Here is a 23428-nt window from a genome sequence, read left to right as displayed (position 1 = left end):
TTTCTTCGTCATCCTGAATTTTTGCTTTTTTCTTGGTTGTAATCTTTTGTACTTCAAATTGAAGTGCGGAATGTGGGTTACAACGTATATGTTGCTAGGCGCCAGTCAGGTGTGAGAAACAATACCTGTTTGTCAAAAACATGGCAAAGTAAAATCTGAACGAAATATTACATTTTCGCTCGGTGCCTTGTATAAACTGTGTTTTGTGTACGCGCAAAAAAAGCGCTTGGATTTTGACGACTCCTAGCGCTTCCCCGTATAACTTAATACCAATTCACTAGTTTGCTGCAACATTTGAGGTTTCGCCCTACCCCAGAGTGTAAGGGGTCGAAGCGAAATAACCTGTGGCAAACATATGGTGAAGTGGTATCACTCCTTGCACTAACTTAGAATATCCCCTGTGTAATTAGTTGCGGAGTGAGGTGAGTGACACTTTTTCATCTGGCACTAGTCAAAAACTCACAGTTCATATTAAACAGTTACGTGTATATGTTTGTCTTGCAAAGCACAAATCCTATGTAGTAGCAGAAAATATAGGGGTATTGTATCTATCTTGCGGTTAATATCTAGCTAAATGCTGAACTTAGTATCATAATTTTTCCGCATCCGGAAGTAAATATACCTAAAATGTCGATAAATTTCACTCTTGCAGAACTTAGGCGCGACTACAGGGCAAAAGTAAATTTTTAGATTTGAATTGGAAATGATAAAACAAAATAATCTTTCAACTTAATTTAAATTTAAGTTAAAATGAATTACATAATAAACTTGAATTGGTATAGTATTTCTACTTACTTAGCAACGCGCGGAGCGTGGAATCATGAATTTTTGAGATTCGGGGGTAAATGTGCCGCGAACCATTAAGTGTGAATCTCCGTCTAACATTTCTGGTGATGCTTGGGCTTCTGTGTTAAGGCTATCTGGGCTAAAGTAAATAGAGCAAGATTGAATTGGTTGAGGTATTCTTTGTACAAGTTCTTGTAGAGGGAATATTTTCGGCGCCACTAAGTCATACAATTTAAGTTCATTGTCTTGAATGGACATACAGGCAATTGTGTCTAAGTCTGGAAAGTAATACATGGGCCTTGTCGCTTCGTTGACCAGAAATAAAGGCTTTTCATTAACTATACCTACAATGTTAGATACAGGCGCCCGCGTTTCTAATAGTCGGTGTAATAGTCTCACGTCATCAATATTATTAATATTAAGCAAACGTGTTTCGTTTACACTACCTTCTGAATTGATGCTGGTTGTAAAACTGTGTTCTTGGATAAAACGAAATCCAAATGGTTGGTAATATTCTGGGTTGGAAGTTGTTAGTACTAAGGTTTCGTAGCGTTTATCACAATAATCTAATACTTCATTCATAATTTCACGATAGTAACCACGTCTACGATAATCGGGATGAGTACATACTGCATGAACTCCTCCAACTATTGCATTTTCTCCCATTAGTCGCATTGGAATTTCTAATACTCCGACGTGGGCTATTAGGCTACCGTCATTATCGAAGCGTACAAATGGTATTGATGCATCTTCCCATGCAGCGCCTAGTTTTCTTGCTTGTTCTGCTAATGTAGTAAGTTCGGCGCCTGGAAATACAATTTCTAGTAGGTTGAATAGTTTGGAAATAAGGGTGGTGTCTTGTGAAAATGAGCTTTGATAACGATTCTTCATATGTTTGAATAGAATAATTTTCCATGTTACTTATACTACATGAATGTTATGGTGCGTGTATGCACTTTGTTCTTGCGTTTCAGGTGTAATGGTTTGTATCATTAATTATGAGGTGTTGGTTTGCAACGGATATAACGGATGTAACGGATGATTTATTTGTTACAAATAAGATTTTCAAACTTTCGGCGCCTTCAAATAACGAATCAACTATCCGTTACATCCGTTTCACATCCGTTGCCAATCTACCCGCCAAAATTAATGACTAGGAGTACTAGTGGTTTGTGTCATTAGTTTTAGTATATTGGCGCCCGTCGTAGGGTGAGCACTGCCCATCATACTGGTTCGTGTCATTAATTCTGATGTGTTAGTTTGCAACAGATACAACGGATGTAACGGATGATTTATTTGTTACAAATAAGATTTTCAAACTTTCGGTGCCTTCAAATAACGAATCAACTATCCGTTACATCCGTTTTACATCCGTTGCCAATCTACCCGCCAAAATTAATAACTACGGAAAATATGTTACATACAGTACATAAGAAAAATATTCATTCTGGGGTTATTTATGAACCTGTTTGTACCTGGGCGCCTGTGTTTGTTTGGTGAGCATAGTGATTGGGCGGGGGGTTATCGCCGTTATAATCCTGAGTTGGGAGTAGGTTATACATTGTTAGTTGGCACAAATCAAGGACTGTATGCAGAAGCTGAAGCGCATCCCCATAAGTTGATTGTGCGGTCTTCTGTTGAAGGTAGCGAGATTTTGGCTTTACCGATGGAAAAACAGGTTTTATTGCATGAGGCGCAAAAAGGAGGTTTTTTTAGCTATGCGGCAGGAGTTGCTTATCAATTTTTGTCGTACTTCCAAGTGCGTGGATTAGAAATTGACAATTATCTTACAGATTTACCAGTTCAGAAGGGTTTATCGTCAAGTGCGGCGATTTGCGTTTTGGTGGCGAGAGCGTTTAATCAGGTGTATAACTTAAAGTTGACGTTGCGCGGTGAAATGGAGTTTGCTTATTTAGGGGAAATTACTACGCCTTCGCAATGTGGACGTATGGATCAAGGATGTGCATATGGAAATCGTCCCATCGCAATGGTATTCGATAACGAGCGCGCGGAAATAATTGAGTTAAAGGCGCCGAAAAATCTGTATCTTGTGCTTGTTGATTTGAATGCGGGCAAAAATACTCAAGAAATTTTGGCTAAACTCAATGAGTGTTATCCTTTTGCTAAAAATTCGGTTCAAAGCAATGTTCAAAAATATCTTAGTACGGTTAGCTATGAAATTACCCAAGCGGCAATTGATGCTCTACAAGCAGGTGATGCAAAACAACTTGGTAATTTGATGCGAACTGCCCAAGCTGAATTTGATGCCCATCTGATCCCCGCTTGTCCAGAACAGTTAACGGCGCCTGTGTTACATAACTTACTAGATTATCCGCCAATTCAGCGTTATATATTGGGTGGTAAAGGAGTTGGTTCGCAGGGAGACGGAACAGCGCAATTTCTTGTTGAAAACGAGGAGAGTCAGCAGCAGGTTATCGACATCATAGAACATGACTTTCCCCAAATGCAGTGTTTGAAACTAACGATTTATGCCAGCAAATAAAATCACAAAAGCAGTTATTCCCGCAGCAGGTTTTGGAACTAGGTTATTTCCAACCACTAAAGTAGTTAAGAAAGAACTATTTCCAGTCATAGATAAAGATGGTAGCGCTAAACCTGTAATTTTCTTAATTATTGAAGAAGCGCTTAGTGCCGGAATTGAGGAAATTGCTATTATCGTTCAGCCTGATGATAAGCAGATTTTTAAGAAGTTATTTAAAAGACCACCAAGCGCAGCATTATTTGAAAAGCTAACGCCAGAAAATCAAAAGCTTAGTAAACGTTTAGTTGATATTGGCGACCGAATTAAGGTCATTACCCAAGATAAGCAAGAAGGTTATGGTCATGCTGTATATTGTGCGAAAGAATGGGTAGACAATGAACCATTTTTATTAATGCTTGGCGACCATATATATTCATCGAAAGAAAAAAAATCTTGTGCAAAACAAGTTTTAGATATATACGAAAAGGTTAACCACAGCGTTATTGGTTTAACTATTGTTAATTCAGAGCTTTTACATAAAGTTGGATGTGTAACAGGTACTTGGAAGGAGCAAAACTCTATTTTATCTGTATCACAAGTTTATGAAAAACCAGCAATTGAATACGCGCGTGAAAATTTGCGTGTAGATGGTTTGGGAGAAGATGAGTTTTTAAGTATATTCGGATTATATGCTTTAACACCGACTATTTTTAATTGTTTAGAAGATGAAATTAATAATAATATCCGGATGAAGGGCGAATTTCAGCTTACTACTTGCTTGGATACATTAAGACAGCGTGCGGGTATGACGGGTTATGTTGTTCAAGGTAAGTTTTATGATGTTGGAATGCCTGATGCTTATTTACAATCTTTGATTGATTTTAGGAATAGGTAATAGTGGGAAATAATAGTGGGAGACGGGCAGGGATGCCCGTTCCACAAGAGTTATTATAAGATAATTATTTTACTGCTGGTTCTAACATTTTGATTAATCCTAAACTGGCATCTATTTCTACTTCGGCGCCAAGAGGGACGGTAAACTTATCTTTAATATGACCTATCATTGAACCGTACCAAGCTGGAATACCCAAAGGTTGAATATGGTCTTTTAGTACTTCTATTAAAGCAAATGTCGGCGCTTCTCCTGGTTTACAATTGGTACATTGTCCAAAAATCAGTCCAGATATTTGGTTGAGAATTCCTGCGTTCTTTAATTGTGTTAGCATTCGGTCAACACGGTAAACATCTTCACCAATGTCTTCTAAAAATAAAATTCGATGGTTCCATGAGGGAAGGTATATAGAACCGACCATTGCACACAGTACTGATAAGTTTCCACCAACCAGTTTGCCTTTTGCTTTACCTGGTGTGATAACTTGAATATTGCCTGAAGAGGTTGTTGGGTTTTGCATTGTCACTGTCGCACCATCAAATAAAACAGGTTTGAGGTAAGAAAGTGTAAAGTCGTTCCATGTTGATGTCGCAACTGGACCGTGAAAAGTAATAATGCGACTACGGGCGCCAATCGCTAATAATAATGATGTAATATCGCTATAGCCAAGAATAATTTTAGGATTGTTGCGAATACGAGTATAGTCGAGTAGCGGTAATATCCGATTACAACCCCAACCTCCACGCATCCCAATTATTGCCTGAACTGATTTATCTGTAAACATTGCGTTTATATCGAACGCTCGTTCGCTATCTTGCCCTGCTAAGTACCCGTACTGTTTTAATACATACTTTCCGAGTTTAACTTTTAGCCCCAATTTCATCAAAGTCTGTTGTGCAGTATCAACATCACTTTGTTCAACAATACTCGCTGGCGCCACTAACCCAACAGTATCACCAATTCGTAAGCGCGGCGGTTTAATTATCGTTTGTGGTGGTATTCCTCTGACTTTTGGTGCCGATAAAATCGTAGATAAAGCTGTAATTCCAGAGGTAGTTAAAAACTGACGACGGTTTATATTCATGCATTTGCAATTTTAACATATCGTAACATATGTCTAAATTAAAATCTGGATTTATTGAGTAAGCTAGGAGCTATGTAAAGCAACGTTTTCAATGAATAATTAAATATGAAATATTTATAGCAAATGTATTCTGATTATTTGACTTTAAATTTTCGTTCAATATATATTCAGCAAGATATATATTTACAATTCATTTTATGGTCATCAGCCTCGGTAATAGCGATACTGTATCTATTGAATTAGTTCCAGATACTCAACTCTTAAATTTGGTGACTTCCGGCGCCGAGTTGGAGTTTTTACCGTTAACAGACTTTCCTATGTACCGTTTGGCACCAGAGGTTATTAAAAAGTTAAAGCCAATTTATGATTTGAGTAAGATAAATGGCGCCATCATTACACGTCAGCCACATTTTAATAGATTAATTCAAATGATAGTGACGGTTGGATTAATTAATCATTATGGAAGTATTCAATATCCTGGAAACCCAAAATATCAGGCAAAGCTAAATCGTGTTGATTTTGAAAAACACAAGCAAGCTATGCTTAAAACTGCGTACAAACATGATAAACTTAATACTAATTTGCAGTATTATAATCAAGAATCAAAATTATGTAACTTTTTTCAAAATATTAAAACTACTTGGGATTATATCAAGTTAAAACAAAAACAAAATCAAGTTTTACAAGTATATGACACAAGCAAAGACTATAATTATAATCAAATCGAACAAACTGTTTTGGCTATTTTTAATCGTCTCGAAGCTTTGGATTTAGTGGAGGCGCCAGGTAATAATGTATTAAAGGTGGGAATTGACGGGTCAGTACATGGTACTAATCAAGAGAATATAGATTATTACGAAAATCTTTATAAACAAAATCGAGATACTCGATTTCGATTTAAAATTTATAGTGGTCAAGAAATTGGTTTTCCTGTATGCGAGTCGATAGAAGAAATAATTAATATATATGAATTTGTAGTCTCAACGCTGAAAAAAAATGGAGTCCACTTTTCTACAACATCAGGAGTACATTTACATATAGGTATAAAAAATCAATACAAAACCACTGAAGAAATAATTAACCACCTTGCGAATATTACTTCTGTATCTGCTGCGGTCTCTCAAATTTTAGAGCCAATTCTGCCACCTACAAGAAAAAGTAATATTTATGCAATGCCATTTGGTAATCAAGTCGATGAACATATAGGACACTATAAAAAACGTTTGAGTAAATTAGAATATATCCAGAAAAAAATTAATATGGTTAAACAGGGTGTGATTCAAGACCCTGATTTATTGGATGATCAAGATGCGGCAATCTACGAATTTGTACTTGGTGTCGCGTATGGTATAGCACCTGTACAGCATGAATATAACTACAAAAAAATATTGGGCATATCAGGAAAAACAACTCACGAAGTTTTACGTCAAGCTTCAATTATAGTCAGAAATCCTCGTTATACTTCGATAAATATCACCCCGTTTTTACAAAATACTTCAACTCCGACTTATGAATGGAGAGTTTTAGCATCATGTGAAGATACAGAATTACAAGGTAAATTTTTTACTTTTCTTTATCGCATTATTCAAAGTCAAAGTGAATGTGCAATTACAAAGCTTATTACAGATTATGAAACTCATCAAGATTATATACATTTCCATTTTTGTGATGGTAGAATTGCAAAGATGGAAAATACTTTAAGTAACTGGTTAAGTTTTACTAAATGTGATGAATTATTTACTCAAAGTGATTATAACAAGCTTAAAGACGAAGCTTATTGGAAATATTATGATGTCAAAAATCAAAAGTATATAAATCCAGAAGATAATCAAAATTGGGTAACAGGTCAATTTTATCAGGCGCCGAATACAAATACAAACACATCACAAGATTTAGCAATACTAAGGTTTCTAAATTATGCACTAAATATTTAGCGTTTTAAGTTCTCAACTTCTTTGAGAAGTGGGGAATCTTGTGTTTGTTGCACCCCTTGTCCATAGGTTCGTAGAGGTAATTTAACAGTAAACGTTGCTCCTTGGTTTACACCAAGACTCGCAACACTAACACTACCACCGTGCATTTCTACCAAATGCCGCACTATTGCTAATCCTAAACCTAACCCATTATGGCTTCGAGTTGTACTACCATCAGCTTGACGAAATCTATCAAAAACGTGCGGAAGAAAATCAGCACTAATACCAATACCTGTATCACGAACTTCAATTAAAGCGGTAGGCACAGAAGCTATAGAATCATTCTCGTTATCGAGGTACAGCTTGACTTGAATATTGCCATTGGGTGGTGTAAACTTCAAGGCGTTACTAAGCAAATTACCGGCTACTTGCTGTAACCGATTAATATCACCTGTAACTATATAAGATGCTCCCTGAATATCAGTGTGTGATTGTGTTGCTAGTGGTTCGCGAAGAGGTTCAATTACACAGTCGAGGTGCAACTTTTTAGCTTCAGCTTCAACACGTACAGCATTTACTGTTTGCAACACTAAAGACTCTAAGTTGACGGGAGTTAGATTGAGCTTTAGCTTACCCCGCATAATTCGCGATACATCTAAAATATCGTTAATTAGCTGGGTTTGTAAAAGAGCATTACGCTCCACAATCTCTAAACCGCGTGCAACATTTTTCTCATCAAATTTCTGACGCTGAAGCAGTTTTGCCCATCCGAGTATCGAGTTTAAGGGTGTACGAAGTTCATGCGATAATACTGCCAGAAACTCGTCTTTCAAACGATTTGCATTTTCTGCTTCAGCACGTGCTGCTTGTGCGCGAATCAATTCGATATGTTCAGCTTCAGCTTGTTTACGCGAGGTAATATCTTCAACCGTACCAACATGACCCATGAGATTACCCTTATCTGAGCGCATTGGCGAACTATGAACATAAACCCAACGCTCAATTCCACTACTGGTAATAATTCTAAACTCGTCGTGATATTCTTCACCCGCACGTGATAATTTATACCAGTCGTTAATTACTCGCTCGCGGTCATCTGGGTGAATGGCTTGTACCCACCCCTCACCAATCATACGAGTTTCTTCCGCGAACCCATATATTTTTTGACAGGATGGATTTGTGTAAGTGTAAAAACCGTTTATATCAGTAAGAAAAATACCTACAGGAGAACAAGCGCTCAAACCACGAAATTTTTCTTCACTTTTTTTGAGTTCTGCATTTATTGCCGCTAGTTCTGCCGCTTGTCGCTCGATTTCAGCAGTTTTTTGATACAAATCAATAAACGCTATCACTTTTGATTTTAATATTTCTGGCTGAAGAGGCTTGAATAAATAATCTACTGCACCTAATGAGTAACCCCGCTCGACCATATTATCGCTCGTGCTAAATGCAGTTAGAAAGATGATTGGTGTATAAAGCGAACGTGTACGTTGACGTATCAAAGCAGCAGTTTCAAAACCATCCATATCAGGCATTTGCACATCTAGCAAAATCACGGCAAAATCCTGATTTAGTAAGCACTTCAACGCTTGGGCACCTGAAGTTGCTCGCACTAAATTTTGACCTAGACCTCCTAGTATACCCTCAAGCGCCAGTAAATTTTCTGTGTGGTCATCCACTAGTAGGACGTTAACTTGGGATTTTGACGACATTTTAAACTTATGGATATACGCCAATATGATAGGTTATTTCCTACGAATATGGCACTTTTGGCATAAGTCGAACACTATCTTTAGACGCAGATTACCTGCAATGTTCTATATCGCTACAATCCTTCTAAACATTGTGTATTATTTTATACTAATATTTCCGTTAATGAATCAACAAAATTATACTTTGGATTGAACAAAATCACTCTTTAGTGCATACAGATTTTAAGTCCAGAGGTAGGTTGTTTGAATTTAGTAAGAAAGTACTTTAGTAGAACGATAAACGATAATACTGACTGATTTATACATTTTATTTATTTTATAGTACTTGAACTTTATTTTGTAGCTTTGTTAGCGAAATTAGGCGCCGCTAGCTCACTAAGAAATTAGCTTTGTATTTAAGGTGTATCACCATGCTTACTAATGTATATCAGAAGCAATCCCAGCCCAAATACCGTAAAAACCAAAAAGTCTCTTTTATAGGTGGTATGGGTAAAGTTTTAAATTACCATCAAGACTCTGGTAGTTGGACTTATTTTGTGGAAATGGAAATGGGCCCGTTACCTGAAATGGGTAGAGTTGGCCCAGAGACGACTGTTCTGCTTTATGAAACTGAAATCGAAGGATATGTAATTTACAAAAATTTACAATCAGAAAGTAACAATATTGCTTGAAAGTTAATATTTGTGGTATGAAGAAAAAGTCTTTGTTTTGGCTGTTTTCTCTTTTTTGGTTATACTTTTGTCAGCCTAGAATGGTAAGCTAAATGATGAAATAAAAAAGCGATATAGGATGAAGTGTTAATGGGTATTTCCGCAAATACGCCTCATTTGTTAAGGGCTGCTCGTGGTGAAGTTGTAGATCGTCCTCCTGTTTGGATGATGCGACAAGCTGGACGATATATGAAAGCTTATCGCGATTTGAGAGAGAAGTATCCCTCATTCCGCGAACGGTCGGAAATTCCCGAAGTTGCTATCGAAGTTTCTTTGCAACCCTGGAAAGCATTTCAACCCGATGGTGTAATTCTATTTTCTGATATTGTTACCCCACTTCCTGGTTTGGGTATCGATATGGATATTGCCGAAGGGAAGGGTCCAATTATTCATGCACCAATTCGTTCACAGGAACAAGTAGATAATTTACACGCTTTAAACCCTGAAGAATCGTTACCTTTCATCAAAACGATTTTACAGGCTTTACGGTCTGAAGTTGGTACGCAGTCTACTGTACTTGGATTCGTCGGCGCCCCGTGGACTTTGGCGGCTTATGCTGTAGAAGGTAAAGGTTCCAAAACCTACTCGGTGATCAAAAACATGGCGTTTTCCGACTCTACGATTTTACATAAACTGTTGGAAAAACTCGCTGATTCTATCGCTACTTATGTTCGCTATCAAATTGACTGCGGCGCCCAAGTAGTGCAAATGTTTGATTCATGGGCAGGACAACTTAGTCCTCAAGACTACGAAGTGTTTGCACAACCCTACCAAAAAATGGTTTTCGAGCGCGTTAAACAAACACATCCCGACACACCATTAATTCTTTTGGTAACAGGTAGTGCTGGTGTATTGGAACGCATGTCAACATCAGGCGCCGATATAATATCAGTAGACTGGACAGTTGACATGGCAGACGCGCGTCAACGTCTTGGTAAAACCATGAAAGTACAGGGTAATTTAGACCCAGGTGTTTTATTTGGTTCCAAAGAATTTATTCGTGAACGTATTTACGATACAGTTCGTAAAGCAGGTAACTGGGGTCATATTCTCAACCTCGGTCACGGTGTATTACCTGAAACACCCGAAGACAATGTAAGATTCTTCTTTGAAACCGCAAAGCAGTTAAGTTTAACAGCAGTGTAAATTGCTATATATGTCATGCTGAACGTAGTGAAGCATCTCTATAACTTGTCTATAATTTAAAGATTCTTCGCTACGCTCAGAATGACAATTGTATCAAGATTTTAATTCGTCGAAGTATCACAAAGTGATTCAAGTCCTGCCCAAAATCAACTAAAACGCTGGCACGCACAGGAAAGTCAGCAAAGCTTATTGCCATTACACCTAAATAACGTTTGCATAAAACATTAAATGACATAATTTTTAATCCATAGATAGTGTTTTGTGAACCATTGGTTCACATTCGATGCGCTTGTTGGAGGCGCCTATAATGCCACTACTAAATCTAATAAAGCTTGACTTATGCAGATTCTGGGGAACTTACAGGTGAATTTTAAATCTATAATGTCATGTCGTGTGTAGCAAAACACTTGCACTGGCTGATTCTCTGCGATATTATTTTTACCTAAATTTAATCCGGATTTTGATCAAAATCTTATGTCTAAGCGTATTTTAGTTACAGGCGCCAGTGGGTGTGTGGGTCATTATATTAGTGAGCAGTTAATTCAAGAGACTGAACACGAATTATTTTTACTTGTAAGAAATTCAGATAAATTAAAAGTTGATACTAATGTTCGTAGTAATATTAATGTGCTGCAAGGTGATATGCAGGAGATAGAGAAGTTTGCTGATTTATTGAAAACTATTGATGTGGCTGTTTTGACGGCAACAGCTTGGGGTGGTGATATTACGTTTGATGTGAATGTCACGAAAACGCTGGAGCTAATGAATATGTTAGACCCAGAACGCTGCGAACAAGTTATATACTTTTCGACTGCGAGTGTTTTAGGTAATGATGGGGAACCACTTAAAGAAGCAGGTGAGATAGGAACTGACTATGTTCGTTCCAAGTACGACTGTTTAATGAAAAAATCGCAGTTGAAGATTGCAGCGAAAGTTACAACTGTTTTTCCCACGTTTGTTTTTGGTGGAGATGCGAACAAACCTTACTCGCACATTACAACAGGTCTTCCTGAAGTAGCTAAATATATAGATATCATCCGATTTTTAAAGGCAGATGGTAGTTTTCACTTCATCCACGGTCAGGATATTGCTACTGTTGTTAAACATCTTGTCAATAATCCTCCTAGTGTAGGTCAAGAGCGGTCGTTAGTTTTGGGACAAACTAGAATTACCGCAAACCAAGTTATAGAACAAGTTTGTGCTTACCTTGGTAAAAAAATCTTGTTCCGTATCCCCCTTTCATTCGGTTTGGCGAATATAATTATTGTGCTGTTCCGTATTCAGATGGCAGCGTGGGACAGATTTTGTATGGAATATCGTCATTTTACGTACAAAAATGCTGTGAGTCCGAAAAGCTTTGGTTTAACCAACTACTGTGAAACGATGAGTGATGTTTTAAGACTTAGCGGTGTCAAAAGGTAGAGTTTGTACGTAAGGTATAACAGAGTAGCAAAAAAAAATAAGTAATAATGCTAATGTGAAAGGGCTTGAGAAACCGGGTTTCTGCCCAAAATTATTGGTTTTGTCGTAAATGTTCAGTAAAGAAACCCGGTTTCTGAAACATATTTACATAAAACTCATCTACATATTAAGTGAGTTTACATTGATTTATAAAAATGATGCGGTAGGAGTAGAAATTTATGCGTGTATTGCTTGTCTATCCGGTGTTTCCTAAAACATTTTGGTCATACGAAAAAATCTTAGATCTAGTTAACCGCAAAGTTCTACTGCCTCCGTTGGGTTTAGTAACTGTCGCTGCAATATTACCCCAAGAATGGGAGTTTAAATTAGTTGACCGTAATATACGTGCAGTTACTGAGGCAGAGTGGGAGTGGGCAGATATGGTAATTCTGTCTGCGATGATTGTTCAGAAGCAAGATTTACTTGACCAAATTAAAGAAGCAAAGCAACGTGGTAAGTTAGTTGCTGTTGGTGGTCCTTATCCCACCTCAGTTCCGCACGAAGTCCAAAATGTTGGAACCGACTTCCTGATTTTAGACGAAGGTGAGATTACTCTACCGATGTTTGTCGAAGCTGTAAATAAAGGTGAAAAGTCAGGAATTTTTAGAGCAACCGAAAAACCTGATGTTACTAGTACACCTATACCGCGCTTTGACTTGTTAGAGTTTGATGCTTACGACTCGATGTCAGTTCAGTTTTCGCGTGGTTGTCCGTTTCAGTGCGAGTTTTGCGACATTATTGTTCTTTACGGTCGTAAACCCCGGACTAAAAATCCAGAACAGTTACTTGCAGAGCTTGACCGTCTTTATGAGTTGGGTTGGCGCCGTAGCGTTTTCATGGTAGATGATAACTTTATTGGCAACAAGCGGAATGTAAAGTTGTTGCTCAAAGAGTTAAAAATCTGGATGGCTGAACATCAATATCCTTTCAGTTTTGATACAGAAGCTTCTATTGACCTTGCTCAAGACGAAGAATTGATGCAATTGATGGTTGAGTCTGGGTTCAAAGCTGTATTTTTGGGTATTGAAACACCTGACGAAGACAGTTTGCAGATGACTAAGAAGTTTCAAAATACCCGTAGTTCTTTAACGGATGCAGTTGAAACCATTATCAGAACTGGTTTGCGTCCAATGGCTGGGTTTATTATTGGGTTCGATGGTGAAAAAAGTGGCGCGGGTTCACGTATTGTTAGGTTTGCTGAACAAGCTGCCATTCCTTCGACAACTTTCGCAATGTTACAAGCGTTACCTAATACTGCTTTATGGCATCGTTTAAGTAGAGAAGGGCGCCTGCGGGAAAATGCAGACGGTAACATTAATCAAACTACATTAATGAACTTTGTTGCCACCCGTCCATTAGAAGAAATAGCCCGTGAATATGTTGAAGCCTTTTGTGCTTTATATGACCCAGTAGCATATTTAGACAGAACTTATCGCTGTTTTATGATCATGGGTGGGCCAAGTTGGACGGCACCTGCGAAAATGCCAGAATTAATTGTAGTCAAAGCTTTCTTAACTATAATTTGGCGCCAGGGAATTAAGCGGGAAACTCGCTGGAAGTTCTGGCATCACTTATTTAGCATTTTGAAGCATAATCCAAAAGTGTTTGACCACTATTTAGCAACTTGCGCGCACAACGAGCATTTCTTAGAATACCGTCAAATTGTACGTGACCAAATCGAAGCACAACTAGCTGAGTACTTAGCACAAGGCGCCGAAAAGCCTTATGTACCAGTTGTTAAAGCTGAAAAAGTAGAAAAAGCTGAAGCCATAGCTTAAAAGTGCTGAGTTGAAAGTGCTGAGTGCTGAGTTAGCATTTTATACTCAGCACTCAGCACTCAGCACTTTACACTCTTTTCGTAACAGTTCATTGCGAAGCCGATGTTGAAATAAAACAATATGATAAGTTTGGCAAATGTTAATCAATATTCGGCACGATTAATTAATCAAGGAGAACACAGTGGCAACGGAATCAAATTTCAAAAGGGGCAAAGACGCGGTAAATGAGGAGTTCAGCGAATATGTTGCTCATTTACAGTTTCATATGACACTACAAGCTCGTAATCTGGTTCCTACTCTCAAGCAAAGCTTAGATGACAGTCGAGAGCTTTTGCTGCATCAAACACAAGCTAATTTTGAGAAGCAAATTTCTCGTCAAGCGTAGCAAGGCTTATACAATTTTTAACAAAACTTAAAATATATTTAAAGCAGACCTAGTTTCTTTAGGGTAAATTTATTCTAGCTGGGTTTGCTTTTTGGCGTTTAGCTTTAAATAAATACCTCTTATGATTTGGCGCCAAAACGTCAAAAGCCGTTAAAATTAATGCAATAGATATATATTCTCAACACCATTACCTATGGCTGTGTAGCGGCTCGAATGAAAATGACTTCTTTATTACCCCAAAATCTAAGTGTTGTTATCCGACCAGTACAGTATCGTGACTTGGACGGTATTGAACGCTTGACTCACGAGTCATTCTCTGCCCTAACACCACAGGGAGAAAGTGACGGCGCCAAGCAAGTACAATGGTTACGTCGTTGGTATGGGTTGCTGAAATGTTTAAGTTGGTTTCCCAACCCTTTAAGATATCGTCTGTGTGCTTACGTTTTAGAGACTGGACGAACATTATTAGGGATGGTGCAAGTGTCACCATTTAACCGGACACGAAGTACTTGGCGCGTAGACCGTGTACTGCTAGAACGGGGTAATGATAGATTAAGCATTGGCTCACAGCTTTTACGTCATTGCTTCGAGTCAATATTAGAAGCGCGTACCTGGATACTCGAAGTTAATGTAAACGACGCAGACGCATTAGCACTTTACCGTCGCAACGGATTCCAACGTCTTGCGGAAATTACGTATTGGGAATTAAAACCAGAATTATTATCAAGTTTGGCTTTGGCAGAACCAGACTTGCCAAATTTACTTCCTGTCAGTAATGCTGATGCCCAATTGTTGTATCAATTAGATACAGCATCAATGCCACCTTTGGTGCGACAAGTATTTGACCGTCAAACTTGTGACTTTAAAACAGGTTTATTTGAAGGGTTGACGGATGCTTTTAAACAGTGGCTCAATAAAAGCGAAGTTGTTAGTGGGTATGTTTTTGAACCTTCTCGCAAAGCAGCGATAGGTTACTTTCAAATAACTGTAGACAGAAAAGGAAATTCACCACACGTCGCAACACTAACGGTACATCCTGCTTATACTTGGCTATATCCAGAGCTACTTTCTCAGTTAGCACGCATCGCTCAAGATTTTCCTAAGCAAGCTTTACGTATAGCTTCAGCTGATTATTTACCAGAAGGAGAGGAATATCTAGAACGAATTGGAGCAAGCCGAACTGAGCATACATTAATTATGTCCCGGTCAGTGTGGCATAAAGTGCGCGAATCGAAGTTTGTTTCGCTCGAAGGTATTCAACTGCCTGAAGTATTACAAGGTTTACAACCTGCACGTAAACCAATACCTGGTGGAATGTCTTGGACTCAACAAGGTAAACCGTCAGTTCCGGACAGGATTGTCAAAAATAATACTGTTAAAGATTCGGTTGCATTTTCCTATAATCACGGTAGCGTAGAAGCATCGAATGATTTTGAAAGCGATGCCGACCAGGAGCAGTTGCGTGGTTAATCAGCAGTTAAGGGAAGACAATGAAGTTTCTTTAGTGTCTTCCTCATCTCAATCTAAATACGTTCTTGCTTTAGCATTAGATGTAGGAAGCAAGCGAATTGGTGTTGCTGGTTGCGACAAAACAGGACTTATCGCAACTGGCATAACTACTATTGAGCGCACTGCTTTCTCGAAGGATATCGAGCAATTACGCCAATTAGTTATTGAGCGCGAAATAAATGTATTAGTTGTGGGTTTACCATATAACATGGATGGGACTCTAGGGTTTCAAGCAAAACACGTTCAGAAATTTGCCAAACGTGTTAGCAAAATATTAAACCTGCCAGTGGAATATGTTGATGAGCGTTTAACGTCGTTTCAAGCTGAACAAATGATTTTAGCTTCCAATCGTTCTCCATCTCGTAATAAAGGTTTAATCGACCGAAAAGCGGCAGCATTGATTTTGCAACAATGGCTTGATGCAAGAAGGAATTTTGAAACACGACCAATTCCAAATGCATGATATCCTGAAGTTTGGTAGCCAGTTCGACTCAATTTAATTTACATTACCTGTTTAAGAAACAATTAAGCAGTTTTTGCAGTTGCTGGTAGTTAATATATTTGCATATATCGGCTATGTATTCCTCACAATTTCCTGAAGACAATGATAAAGCTCAAGCTGGTTCCATCACCTTGACGGATGAGCAAGGACGCACGCTTGAATGTTATGTCGAGCATTCACTTTCGGTGGAAGGGCAAGAATATGTTTTACTTCTTCCTGTAGATGCCCCCGTAGAAATCTTTGCTTGGCAAGGTGACGATGAGGAAGAAGAAGCAATTCTAGTAGAAGACGATGCCGCAATTGATGAGTTATTTGCCAACGCTCAAGCTGTGTTGTCAGAACACAATTTAGCGCTCAAAAATACAGCTTATGCCCTAACTGTAGCAGGTGAATTACCGCCTGTTGAAGATTCCGAACTTTTCACTCTCGAAATTGAAGACGAAGACGCGGATTTAGAACCTGAACAATTACAATTGCTTGCGACCTTTTACCAAGATGAGCAAGAATACGCCATATACACTCCCCTTGACCCGCTTTTGTTTTTTGCACGATTAACAAAATCTGGTCAACCTGAGCTTTTATCTCCTGAAGAATTTCGTAAAGTTCAACCGCTTTTGGAAGAACAGTTGTTTAACGAAGTTGAGTAAAGAATTTTTTCGTAAAAATCAGTACTTAATGATGAGTTATCAAAAAAGAGGTTGGCAGCGGTTATTTATATTTAGCCTGCTGCCTTTACTGTTGGGTATTGTTGGCAGCACCAGTTGGCTTTGGTGGAGTTGGGTTATTTCACCTGTATCTAGTACCGCAAAACCTCAACGGTTCCAAATTCATAAAGGTACAGCTACTCAACAAATTGGCGCCAAGTTAGAACAAGCTGGTTTAATTCGGTCGAAATATGCCTGGAGCTTATTGGCAAGATATAAAAATTGGCAAGACCCAAAAGGTGATTTTCAGGCTGGTACCTATGAATTATCTGCAAATCAGCCAATGAATGTAATAGCTGAAACAATTCGAGATGGTAAGGTTGTGCAAACTAGTTTTACTATCCCAGAAGGTTGGTCTTTGAGACAAATGGCGAGGTACTTTCAAGAAAAGGGTTGGTTTTCTGCTGAAGATTTTATAAAGGCTGCAAGTAAAGTTGATAGAAAACAATTTTCTTGGCTTCCTGCTGATATTCCGATTTTGGAAGGTTTTCTTTTTCCGGATACTTACCAACTTCCAGCGGAGAAAATTACACCTCAAGGTGTTGTCGAGCAAATGCTTGAACGTTTTGAGCAAACTGCTTTACCTGTATACCAAAAAGAGAAAGGTAAAACAAACTTTACACTTAAAGAATGGGTGACGCTTGCTAGTATCGTGGAAAAAGAGGCTGTTGTGGCAGAAGAAAGGCGCCGGATTGCGGGTGTATTTGTATCTCGCTTGCAAAAAGGGATAAAACTAGAAAGTGATCCCACTGTTGAATATGCTTTTGGAATTACTCAAACTCCTGATAGACCTTTAACATTCGCACAAGTCAGACAACCATCACCATATAATACTTATGCTACACCTGGTTTACCTCCTACTCCCATAGCGGCGCCTGGTTTGCCTGCACTACAAGCTGTGTTGAATCCTGAAAATACTGATTATTTATTTTTTGTTGCTCGGTATGATGGGACTCACGTTTTTAGTCGTACTATACAGGAACACGAAGCCGCTGTTGCTCAAATTCGTAGAGAACGACAGAAAAGATAATTTTAAATTTTTGAAAGACAAAGACGTGACATGTCACGTCTCTACATTACTAAATTTGAACTAATGACTTGGAACGAATTACTACAACCTGATTTAATTCTCTCTTCTTCGATATTAAGCCTTACGCCTGATATTATTCAACGGTATAACCTTAAAGGGCTGGTGCTTGATGTTGATGAAACATTAGTACCATTTAAAGCGGCTGTTGCTTCGCCTGAACTCACTGAATGGGTAAGACAAGTGCGTCAAGTCGCGTCTTTATGGCTGGTCAGCAATAATATCAGTGAAAATCGAATTAGCAATATTGCCCGTGCGCTAGATTTACCTTATTATCATGGCGCCGCGAAACCGTCACGTCGTAAAGTCCGTGCAGCACTCGCTGAAATGAATTTGCCTGTAAACCAAGTTGGCATGGTTGGGGATAGGTTATTTACTGATGTATTGGTTGGTAATCGTTTGGGAATGTTTACAATTCTCGTTGAACCAATGATGCATCCTGGCGCGGCATTGCGCTCTCACCCTGTCCGTAATTTTGAAGTGTGGGCATCTGAAATTTTAGGGGCTACAATTAGTCCAAAGGAAAAAAGATTTACAAAGCGTAATAAATCTTCAAGGAAGTAAATCTAAAGAAATAATTAAAAAAGGTTCTTTACAGACAAAAATAAGGGATTATGAAAATTAATAAGATGGGGTAAACAAAATATATACCCTAGCCATAGTAAATAACTTTAAAACCTTTAAAGCGCTAGTCCTCACGATAGGGGAACTGGCGCTTTAGTGTTTTGGATGTCAGAGCGGGTGTACGAGGTGTTGCGTGCTGTTTTAGGATATTTGTTAAACTGCCTCTACGATATATAAGATGCCTCAGACTCTAGTTATTAAAATTGGAACTTCTAGTCTTACTCAACCTGAAACAGGATTATTAGCGCTATCTACTATTGCTACATTAGCTGAAGTGCTTTCACAACTGCGCTCGAAAGGACATAGAGTTATTCTTGTATCGAGTGGCGCCGTAGGAGTGGGAAGTGCGCGTTTAGGTTTAACCGAACGTCCAAAAAGTATTGCCCTAAAACAAGCTGTTGCTGCTGTTGGACAAGGGCGCCTGATGAGGGTTTATGATGATTTGTTTACGACGTTGCAACAACCTATTGCTCAAGTACTTTTAACTCGTAGTGATTTGGTGCAGCGTAGTAGATATTTAAATGTTTACAATACGTTTCGGGAGTTACTCGAACTTGGTGTTATTCCTATCGTGAATGAGAATGATACTGTTGCTGTTGAAGAGTTGAAGTTTGGTGATAATGATACTCTTTCTGCACTTGTTGCTAGTTTAGTTGAAGCTGATTGGCTGTTTTTGCTTACAGATGTAGATAAATTATATTCCGCAGACCCTCGCTCTGTACCTGATGCTAAACCAATTAGTTTGGTAAACAGTATAAAAGAACTGACGGCTATGCAAGTTCAAACAGGTGGTCAAGGTTCGCAGTGGGGAACGGGGGGAATGGTAACAAAAATTTCTGCGGCTCGCATTGCTACAGCAGCAGGAGTACGGACAGTAATTACACAAGGACAATACCCTCATAATATAAGCAAAATTATTAATGGTGAGTCTATTGGTACTCAGTTTGAACCACAACCGGAACCAACAGGAGCGCGCAAACGCTGGATAGCTTATGGTTTAGTTCCATTGGGTAAGCTTTATTTAGATAATGGCGCCGCTACAGCAATTTCTGATGGAGGAAAATCTCTACTTGCTGCGGGTATTACTGAAGTAAAAGGTGAATTTGATACGCAAGAAGCTGTAGGGATATTTGATGGGGATGGGAATGAAATAGCGCGGGGATTAGTGAATTATAGTAGTAATGAATTGCAAAAGATTCGTGGGCGCCATTCTAGAGAAATTAGAGAGATTTTAGGGTATGAGGGCGCCGAAACTGTTGTACATCGTGATAATTTAGTTTTGATTTAGTATAGCTAAAGGTTACACAATGGATAAATTAACCGAGTACCCAAAAATTATCAAAAATATCTTGTCTGAATATATAGAATTGTCCAATCGCTATGGTAATAATAACATTGAAACATTTTTAATAGCGGATGATATGAAAGGTCATTATATTTGGATGAATCTTGGCTGGCAAAAAAGTGAACGTGTTGCTGGTATGACGGTTTATATCCGAATCAATAATGGTAAATTCTGGATAGAAGAAGATTTGACGGAGGAAGGTATTGCAAACGATTTAGTTCGTCAAGGTGTACCGAAAGAGGATATTGTACTGGCATTCCATAAGCAAAAAATGAGAGAATATACAGATTTTGCGGTGGCTTGATATTACAAACTATCAGGAGACATTTGTTTTATAAAAAATCAATAAACAGATTCCCGATTATTTTCTCGAAGTCGGAAACAATATATAGAATTGTAAGTTGGTAATTTTATGACTACCAGTAAATTAATAACTAGTTTAAATCTAAAGTTACAAAAATATTTACAAAAAAACAAAAGTTGCATTATGAGGAAGGTAAACTAGCTGCCATATACTCTTCAAGAAGGAGTTCTGTTCGACTGTCAATTAAATCTTTAAAAGAAAAGTTTTTTGCTGTGTATCTTATTAAGTTAAAAACTTCTGACTGTGTGTTATCATGTCCACCTACGAAGCTCCAAAATTCTTTACCTATAAGGATATGTGGTTCTTTACTTGTTAATTTAGTTGGATAATAAATACATAAGCGAAATTCTTTGCCATGTTCAGCAGCATTATCTTTATAAGTTGTTATGCTTCTTTTATTACTATTATTTTGTTCTAGTATTGATTTTATTTCTAGCCAGTATTCTTTTCCATCTGGCAAACGAAACTTTAAATCATAAGGTTTCCAATCTTTTTTTGTACCTACAATTTCTCCACCTTGGCTTTTGACTAAGATTTCAACTATATTTTCGATAACGTTATCCATTGTAGTAACAAATGAACGTTCAACCCTTTCCATCACGAAAAATGAAATAAATTCTTTGGGATTATCGTAGAAGATTTCTCTTATTAAAGGATTTTTATGATAAAGAATGTCTTTTAATGTAAGTTTATTTAGAGAAATTATAACGCTGGGTATCAAACTTTCTAGATATTCACTTATCTCACCTTTTATTGTGCTTGATAATGCCAAATCTACTCTCCTTTTAACTGTTATTCAATAGCTATCCATAACAAATTTAGCTAGGAAGGTATATAACTAGCTAATGTTTGAACATATTTTGTGTCAGTTATAACTTATGAAAATAGAAATGTACATAAGTCAGTGCGAAGAAGATGCTCAAATTGCCCATTATAAGGGTGAGCAATACCCACCTTACCCTTATCTTTGTAGGTTGGCGCCGAGGAACAAGAGCTAACATAAGTTTTGATAAATCTTTTCTCTGTGAACTCTGTGTCTCTGTGGTAATGAGAATTAAACACAATGCACAGCCTGGGAAGGCTGTGCTACAAGGGGGTTATAGGGGGCGGTAGGTGCGGTAGTTGATGTTGGGGAAGATGTTGTCCATTAGTTCGACTTTTTCTAGCCAACCGCTGTCTATTTTGCCGATTTTTATGTCTTCGTAAAGTTTGTTGAAGCGCATAACGTGAGAACGTGTTCTTCGTACTGCGTAGGGTACCATTGTTCCGGTTCGCATGATAAATGCCCAGTCGGATGATTGTGCTAAGAGTAATTCTCGTGCGGCTTGGTTAAGCGCGCGCCATTGAAGTTCGTCTTCTGGCTCTATTGTTGATATTTCTATCATGCGTTCGGCTGTTTTATGGAGATGGGGGTAAATCCACGCATTGGTTTCGTTTAACCAATATTCGTGAAAGCCTTTATAACCCCAGCTTGATTGTGAGGGACGACAAACTTGTTGTGACGGTTCTGCACGTAAGTAGTCGGCGAGGTGTGTCATTTTATAGGTTTGTTGGTCGTACCATGATTTACGGAATAGGTAATCTATAAACCAGGGGCCTTCGTACCACCAGTGACCAAATAGTTCGGCGTCGTAGGGCGAAACTATTATTGGCGGGCGCCCCATTATTCCGTGTAAATGCTCTGTTTGTCGTTCACGGTTATACATGAAGTTGGCTGCGTGGTCTGCGGCTTTTTCTCTTGCCCAGTAAGGGTCATACAAAGCTTTATCCGATAGCCCTAGTCCACGTCCTGTAATTTTATGATATTTAATTCCAGTATTTTTACGCTGACCGTTTGGCATTATAAACGGCTTGATGTACTCATATTCCGCTTCCCATCCTAGGTCTTTATAAAATTCACGGTATTCTGCGGCGCCGGGATAACCGACTTCAGAAGACCAAACTTGTTGCGATGATTCGTGGTCACGACCGAATGCTGCTACCCCTGTTTCGGTAAATATTGGAGCATAAGTACCATATCGGGGACGGGGACGTGCGTATAAAATGCCGTGTCCGTCGATTAGGAAGTAACGCAAGCCAACGTCGGCAAGCATTCGCTCTAAACCTTCATAGTACGCACATTCTGGCAACCAAATTCCTCTTGGTGGTTGTCCAAATGTTTCTTCGTAGTGTTCACATGCGACTTGAAGTTGTGCCCACACTGCTTGGGGGTACATTTTCATTAATGGTAAGTACCCGTGAGTGGCGCCGCAAGTAATAATTTCGAGGTTGCCTGAGTCTTGAAATTCTTTGAACGCGGTTACTAAGTCTCCTTGATGACGCTCCCAAATAAGGCGTGTTTCACTAAATTCTTTGGCGTAATGTTCTCCGAGATATTTGATATGACCGTTGTGGGCGTTATGCTCGATTTCTAACTCGATAAGCTCTTCTAGCTGCGCTAAATGGGCATCGTAACGTTCTTGTAATAAAGGGTCACGTAACATTGACACTAAAGGTGGTGTCATGCTCATCGTAATTTTAAAGTCAATCCCGTCCCGCTTTAACCCTTCAAATACTTTTAATAAAGGTACGTATGTTTCTGTAATTGCTTCATACAGCCATTCCTCTTCTAGCACGTAGTCGCTTTCTGGGTGACGAACGAAGGGCAGGTGTGCGTGGAGAACGAGCGCAACATAGCCGATTGACATAGATTATTCCGGAGATAGTATGTGTTTTTGACGGTTGGGGTGTGCCAACGGATCGAGTGATGAATCTCAAAGTAGAGCATCTCCTCCCTGATCGCTCACAAGCACCGTGGCATAAGTTAACAATATTTTAAGACTTTATTTTCACAAAATAAGAATAAATCTGAGAAAGGATAATTTCAGTAGTTTCGCGGCGGTCGGTGGTGTAGATAGGTTTATAAAATGGTCGAATATCAAGCATTTACAGCAAAAAGCGGTTC

General features: G+C 38.6%; 22 protein-coding genes. 16 read left to right on the top strand and 6 right to left on the bottom strand.

Annotated elements, in window-relative coordinates; all coding sequences use genetic code 11:
* Positions 1-795: 795 nt before the first annotated feature.
* Positions 796-1677, bottom strand: a complete 882-nt coding sequence (locus DSM106972_RS36390; RefSeq protein WP_186538822.1) for a GNAT family N-acetyltransferase — start codon at positions 1675-1677, stop codon at positions 796-798.
* Positions 1678-1784: 107 nt separating this feature from the next.
* On the opposite strand from DSM106972_RS36390, the gene DSM106972_RS52775 reads away from it, so the two are divergent.
* The 3 genes from DSM106972_RS52775 (at position 1785) to DSM106972_RS36380 (ending at position 4163) form a co-directional block, all read left to right on the top strand.
* A complete protein-coding gene (locus tag DSM106972_RS52775; RefSeq protein WP_186538825.1) occupies positions 1785-1943 on the top strand; it encodes a hypothetical protein in 159 nt (52 codons plus the stop codon).
* A 302-nt stretch (positions 1944-2245) separates the two neighbouring features.
* Positions 2246-3289, top strand: a complete 1044-nt coding sequence (locus DSM106972_RS36385; protein ID WP_127085252.1) for a mevalonate kinase family protein — start codon at positions 2246-2248, stop codon at positions 3287-3289.
* Positions 3276-4163: a sugar phosphate nucleotidyltransferase gene (locus DSM106972_RS36380; RefSeq protein WP_127085251.1), complete on the top strand. Its 888-nt coding sequence runs from the start codon at positions 3276-3278 to the stop codon at positions 4161-4163. Before DSM106972_RS36385 ends, DSM106972_RS36380 begins: the two co-directional genes overlap by 14 nt.
* Before the next feature lie 64 nt (positions 4164-4227).
* Here the strand turns inward: DSM106972_RS36380 and DSM106972_RS36375 are convergent, their stop codons facing one another.
* Entirely contained in the window at positions 4228-5244 is a 1017-nt protein-coding gene (locus DSM106972_RS36375) for a S66 peptidase family protein (RefSeq protein ID WP_127085250.1), read from the bottom strand.
* Between the two features lie 197 nt (positions 5245-5441).
* Here DSM106972_RS36375 and DSM106972_RS36370 point away from each other — a divergent pair, with 197 nt between their 5' ends.
* Entirely contained in the window at positions 5442-7178 is a 1737-nt protein-coding gene (locus DSM106972_RS36370; RefSeq protein ID WP_127085249.1) for an amidoligase family protein, read from the top strand.
* On the opposite strand, the gene DSM106972_RS36365 is transcribed toward DSM106972_RS36370, so the two are convergent.
* Entirely contained in the window at positions 7175-8869 is a 1695-nt protein-coding gene (locus DSM106972_RS36365) for an ATP-binding protein (protein ID WP_127085248.1), read from the bottom strand. The genes DSM106972_RS36370 and DSM106972_RS36365 overlap by 4 nt on opposite strands.
* Positions 8870-9279: 410 nt before the next feature.
* Here DSM106972_RS36365 and DSM106972_RS36360 point away from each other — a divergent pair, with 410 nt between their 5' ends.
* Positions 9280-9540: a hypothetical protein gene (locus DSM106972_RS36360; protein ID WP_127085247.1), complete on the top strand. Its 261-nt coding sequence runs from the start codon at positions 9280-9282 to the stop codon at positions 9538-9540.
* A 129-nt stretch (positions 9541-9669) separates the two neighbouring features.
* Positions 9670-10725 carry a uroporphyrinogen decarboxylase gene (gene hemE, locus DSM106972_RS36355; RefSeq protein WP_127085246.1) on the top strand — a complete coding sequence of 352 codons (1056 nt, stop codon included), beginning with the start codon at positions 9670-9672 and terminating at the stop codon, positions 10723-10725.
* Positions 10726-10801: 76 nt separating this feature from the next.
* Here the strand turns inward: hemE and DSM106972_RS51725 are convergent, their stop codons facing one another.
* Positions 10802-10960 carry a hypothetical protein gene (locus DSM106972_RS51725; protein ID WP_158632935.1) on the bottom strand — a complete coding sequence of 53 codons (159 nt, stop codon included), beginning with the start codon at positions 10958-10960 and terminating at the stop codon, positions 10802-10804.
* Between the two features lie 239 nt (positions 10961-11199).
* Here DSM106972_RS51725 and DSM106972_RS36350 point away from each other — a divergent pair, with 239 nt between their 5' ends.
* From DSM106972_RS36350 to DSM106972_RS36305, 10 genes are all read left to right on the top strand, one after another.
* On the top strand, positions 11200-12147 hold the full coding sequence (locus tag DSM106972_RS36350; RefSeq protein WP_127085245.1) for an NAD-dependent epimerase/dehydratase family protein: 948 nt from the start codon (positions 11200-11202) through the stop codon (positions 12145-12147).
* Positions 12148-12365: 218 nt separating this feature from the next.
* Entirely contained in the window at positions 12366-13964 is a 1599-nt protein-coding gene (locus DSM106972_RS36345; RefSeq protein ID WP_127085244.1) for a B12-binding domain-containing radical SAM protein, read from the top strand.
* Between the two features lie 181 nt (positions 13965-14145).
* Positions 14146-14349: a hypothetical protein gene (locus tag DSM106972_RS36340; RefSeq protein ID WP_073620007.1), complete on the top strand. Its 204-nt coding sequence runs from the start codon at positions 14146-14148 to the stop codon at positions 14347-14349.
* 213 nt (positions 14350-14562) lie between these two features.
* Positions 14563-15819, top strand: coding sequence for a GNAT family N-acetyltransferase (locus DSM106972_RS36335; RefSeq protein WP_127085243.1), 1257 nt, complete (start codon positions 14563-14565; stop codon positions 15817-15819).
* The gene (gene ruvX, locus DSM106972_RS36330; RefSeq protein ID WP_127085242.1) at positions 15812-16321 is read left to right on the top strand and encodes a Holliday junction resolvase RuvX; all 510 of its coding nucleotides are present in this window, start codon (positions 15812-15814) and stop codon (positions 16319-16321) included. The genes DSM106972_RS36335 and ruvX overlap by 8 nt, the downstream gene beginning before the upstream one ends.
* 113 nt (positions 16322-16434) lie before the next feature.
* Positions 16435-17007: a DUF3727 domain-containing protein gene (locus DSM106972_RS36325; RefSeq protein ID WP_019495578.1), complete on the top strand. Its 573-nt coding sequence runs from the start codon at positions 16435-16437 to the stop codon at positions 17005-17007.
* Complete coding sequence (gene mltG / locus DSM106972_RS36320) at positions 17000-18094, top strand: endolytic transglycosylase MltG (RefSeq protein ID WP_233787689.1); 1095 nt, start codon at positions 17000-17002, stop codon at positions 18092-18094. Before DSM106972_RS36325 ends, mltG begins: the two co-directional genes overlap by 8 nt.
* Before the next feature lie 63 nt (positions 18095-18157).
* Positions 18158-18715 carry a YqeG family HAD IIIA-type phosphatase gene (locus DSM106972_RS36315; RefSeq protein WP_127085241.1) on the top strand — a complete coding sequence of 186 codons (558 nt, stop codon included), beginning with the start codon at positions 18158-18160 and terminating at the stop codon, positions 18713-18715.
* 238 nt (positions 18716-18953) lie between these two features.
* Positions 18954-20063 (top strand): glutamate 5-kinase, encoded by a 1110-nt coding sequence (gene proB, locus DSM106972_RS36310; protein WP_127085240.1) that lies wholly within the window; start codon positions 18954-18956, stop codon positions 20061-20063.
* Positions 20064-20082: 19 nt separating this feature from the next.
* Positions 20083-20424: a XisI protein gene (locus DSM106972_RS36305; protein WP_127085239.1), complete on the top strand. Its 342-nt coding sequence runs from the start codon at positions 20083-20085 to the stop codon at positions 20422-20424.
* Positions 20425-20605: 181 nt separating this feature from the next.
* Here the strand turns inward: DSM106972_RS36305 and DSM106972_RS36300 are convergent, their stop codons facing one another.
* Positions 20606-21256, bottom strand: a complete 651-nt coding sequence (locus DSM106972_RS36300) for a PmeII family type II restriction endonuclease (RefSeq protein WP_158632934.1) — start codon at positions 21254-21256, stop codon at positions 20606-20608.
* A gap of 325 nt (positions 21257-21581) precedes the next feature.
* Positions 21582-23171: a glycoside hydrolase family 57 protein gene (locus DSM106972_RS36295; RefSeq protein WP_127085237.1), complete on the bottom strand. Its 1590-nt coding sequence runs from the start codon at positions 23169-23171 to the stop codon at positions 21582-21584.
* Positions 23172-23428 lie beyond the last annotated feature (257 nt).

Origin of the sequence: Dulcicalothrix desertica PCC 7102 (assembly GCF_003991905.1) — a bacterium.
GTDB lineage: Bacteria > Cyanobacteriota > Cyanobacteriia > Cyanobacteriales > Nostocaceae > Dulcicalothrix > Dulcicalothrix desertica.
This window is presented reverse-complemented; position numbering and strand designations above follow the sequence as displayed.

Coding starts and splice junctions, on each gene's coding strand:
- DSM106972_RS36390 (WP_186538822.1), bottom strand. CDS start 1,677: ATGAAGAATCGTTATCAAAGCTCATTTTCACAAGACACCACCCTTATT.
- DSM106972_RS52775 (WP_186538825.1), top strand. CDS start 1,785: ATGAGGTGTTGGTTTGCAACGGATATAACGGATGTAACGGATGATTTA.
- DSM106972_RS36385 (WP_127085252.1), top strand. CDS start 2,246: ATGAACCTGTTTGTACCTGGGCGCCTGTGTTTGTTTGGTGAGCATAGT.
- DSM106972_RS36380 (WP_127085251.1), top strand. CDS start 3,276: ATGCCAGCAAATAAAATCACAAAAGCAGTTATTCCCGCAGCAGGTTTT.
- DSM106972_RS36375 (WP_127085250.1), bottom strand. CDS start 5,244: ATGAATATAAACCGTCGTCAGTTTTTAACTACCTCTGGAATTACAGCT.
- DSM106972_RS36370 (WP_127085249.1), top strand. CDS start 5,442: ATGGTCATCAGCCTCGGTAATAGCGATACTGTATCTATTGAATTAGTT.
- DSM106972_RS36365 (WP_127085248.1), bottom strand. CDS start 8,869: ATGTCGTCAAAATCCCAAGTTAACGTCCTACTAGTGGATGACCACACA.
- DSM106972_RS36360 (WP_127085247.1), top strand. CDS start 9,280: ATGCTTACTAATGTATATCAGAAGCAATCCCAGCCCAAATACCGTAAA.
- hemE (WP_127085246.1), top strand. CDS start 9,670: ATGGGTATTTCCGCAAATACGCCTCATTTGTTAAGGGCTGCTCGTGGT.
- DSM106972_RS51725 (WP_158632935.1), bottom strand. CDS start 10,960: ATGTCATTTAATGTTTTATGCAAACGTTATTTAGGTGTAATGGCAATA.
- DSM106972_RS36350 (WP_127085245.1), top strand. CDS start 11,200: ATGTCTAAGCGTATTTTAGTTACAGGCGCCAGTGGGTGTGTGGGTCAT.
- DSM106972_RS36345 (WP_127085244.1), top strand. CDS start 12,366: ATGCGTGTATTGCTTGTCTATCCGGTGTTTCCTAAAACATTTTGGTCA.
- DSM106972_RS36335 (WP_127085243.1), top strand. CDS start 14,563: ATGAAAATGACTTCTTTATTACCCCAAAATCTAAGTGTTGTTATCCGA.
- DSM106972_RS36325 (WP_019495578.1), top strand. CDS start 16,435: ATGTATTCCTCACAATTTCCTGAAGACAATGATAAAGCTCAAGCTGGT.
- DSM106972_RS36315 (WP_127085241.1), top strand. CDS start 18,158: ATGACTTGGAACGAATTACTACAACCTGATTTAATTCTCTCTTCTTCG.
- proB (WP_127085240.1), top strand. CDS start 18,954: ATGCCTCAGACTCTAGTTATTAAAATTGGAACTTCTAGTCTTACTCAA.
- DSM106972_RS36305 (WP_127085239.1), top strand. CDS start 20,083: ATGGATAAATTAACCGAGTACCCAAAAATTATCAAAAATATCTTGTCT.
- DSM106972_RS36295 (WP_127085237.1), bottom strand. CDS start 23,171: ATGTCAATCGGCTATGTTGCGCTCGTTCTCCACGCACACCTGCCCTTC.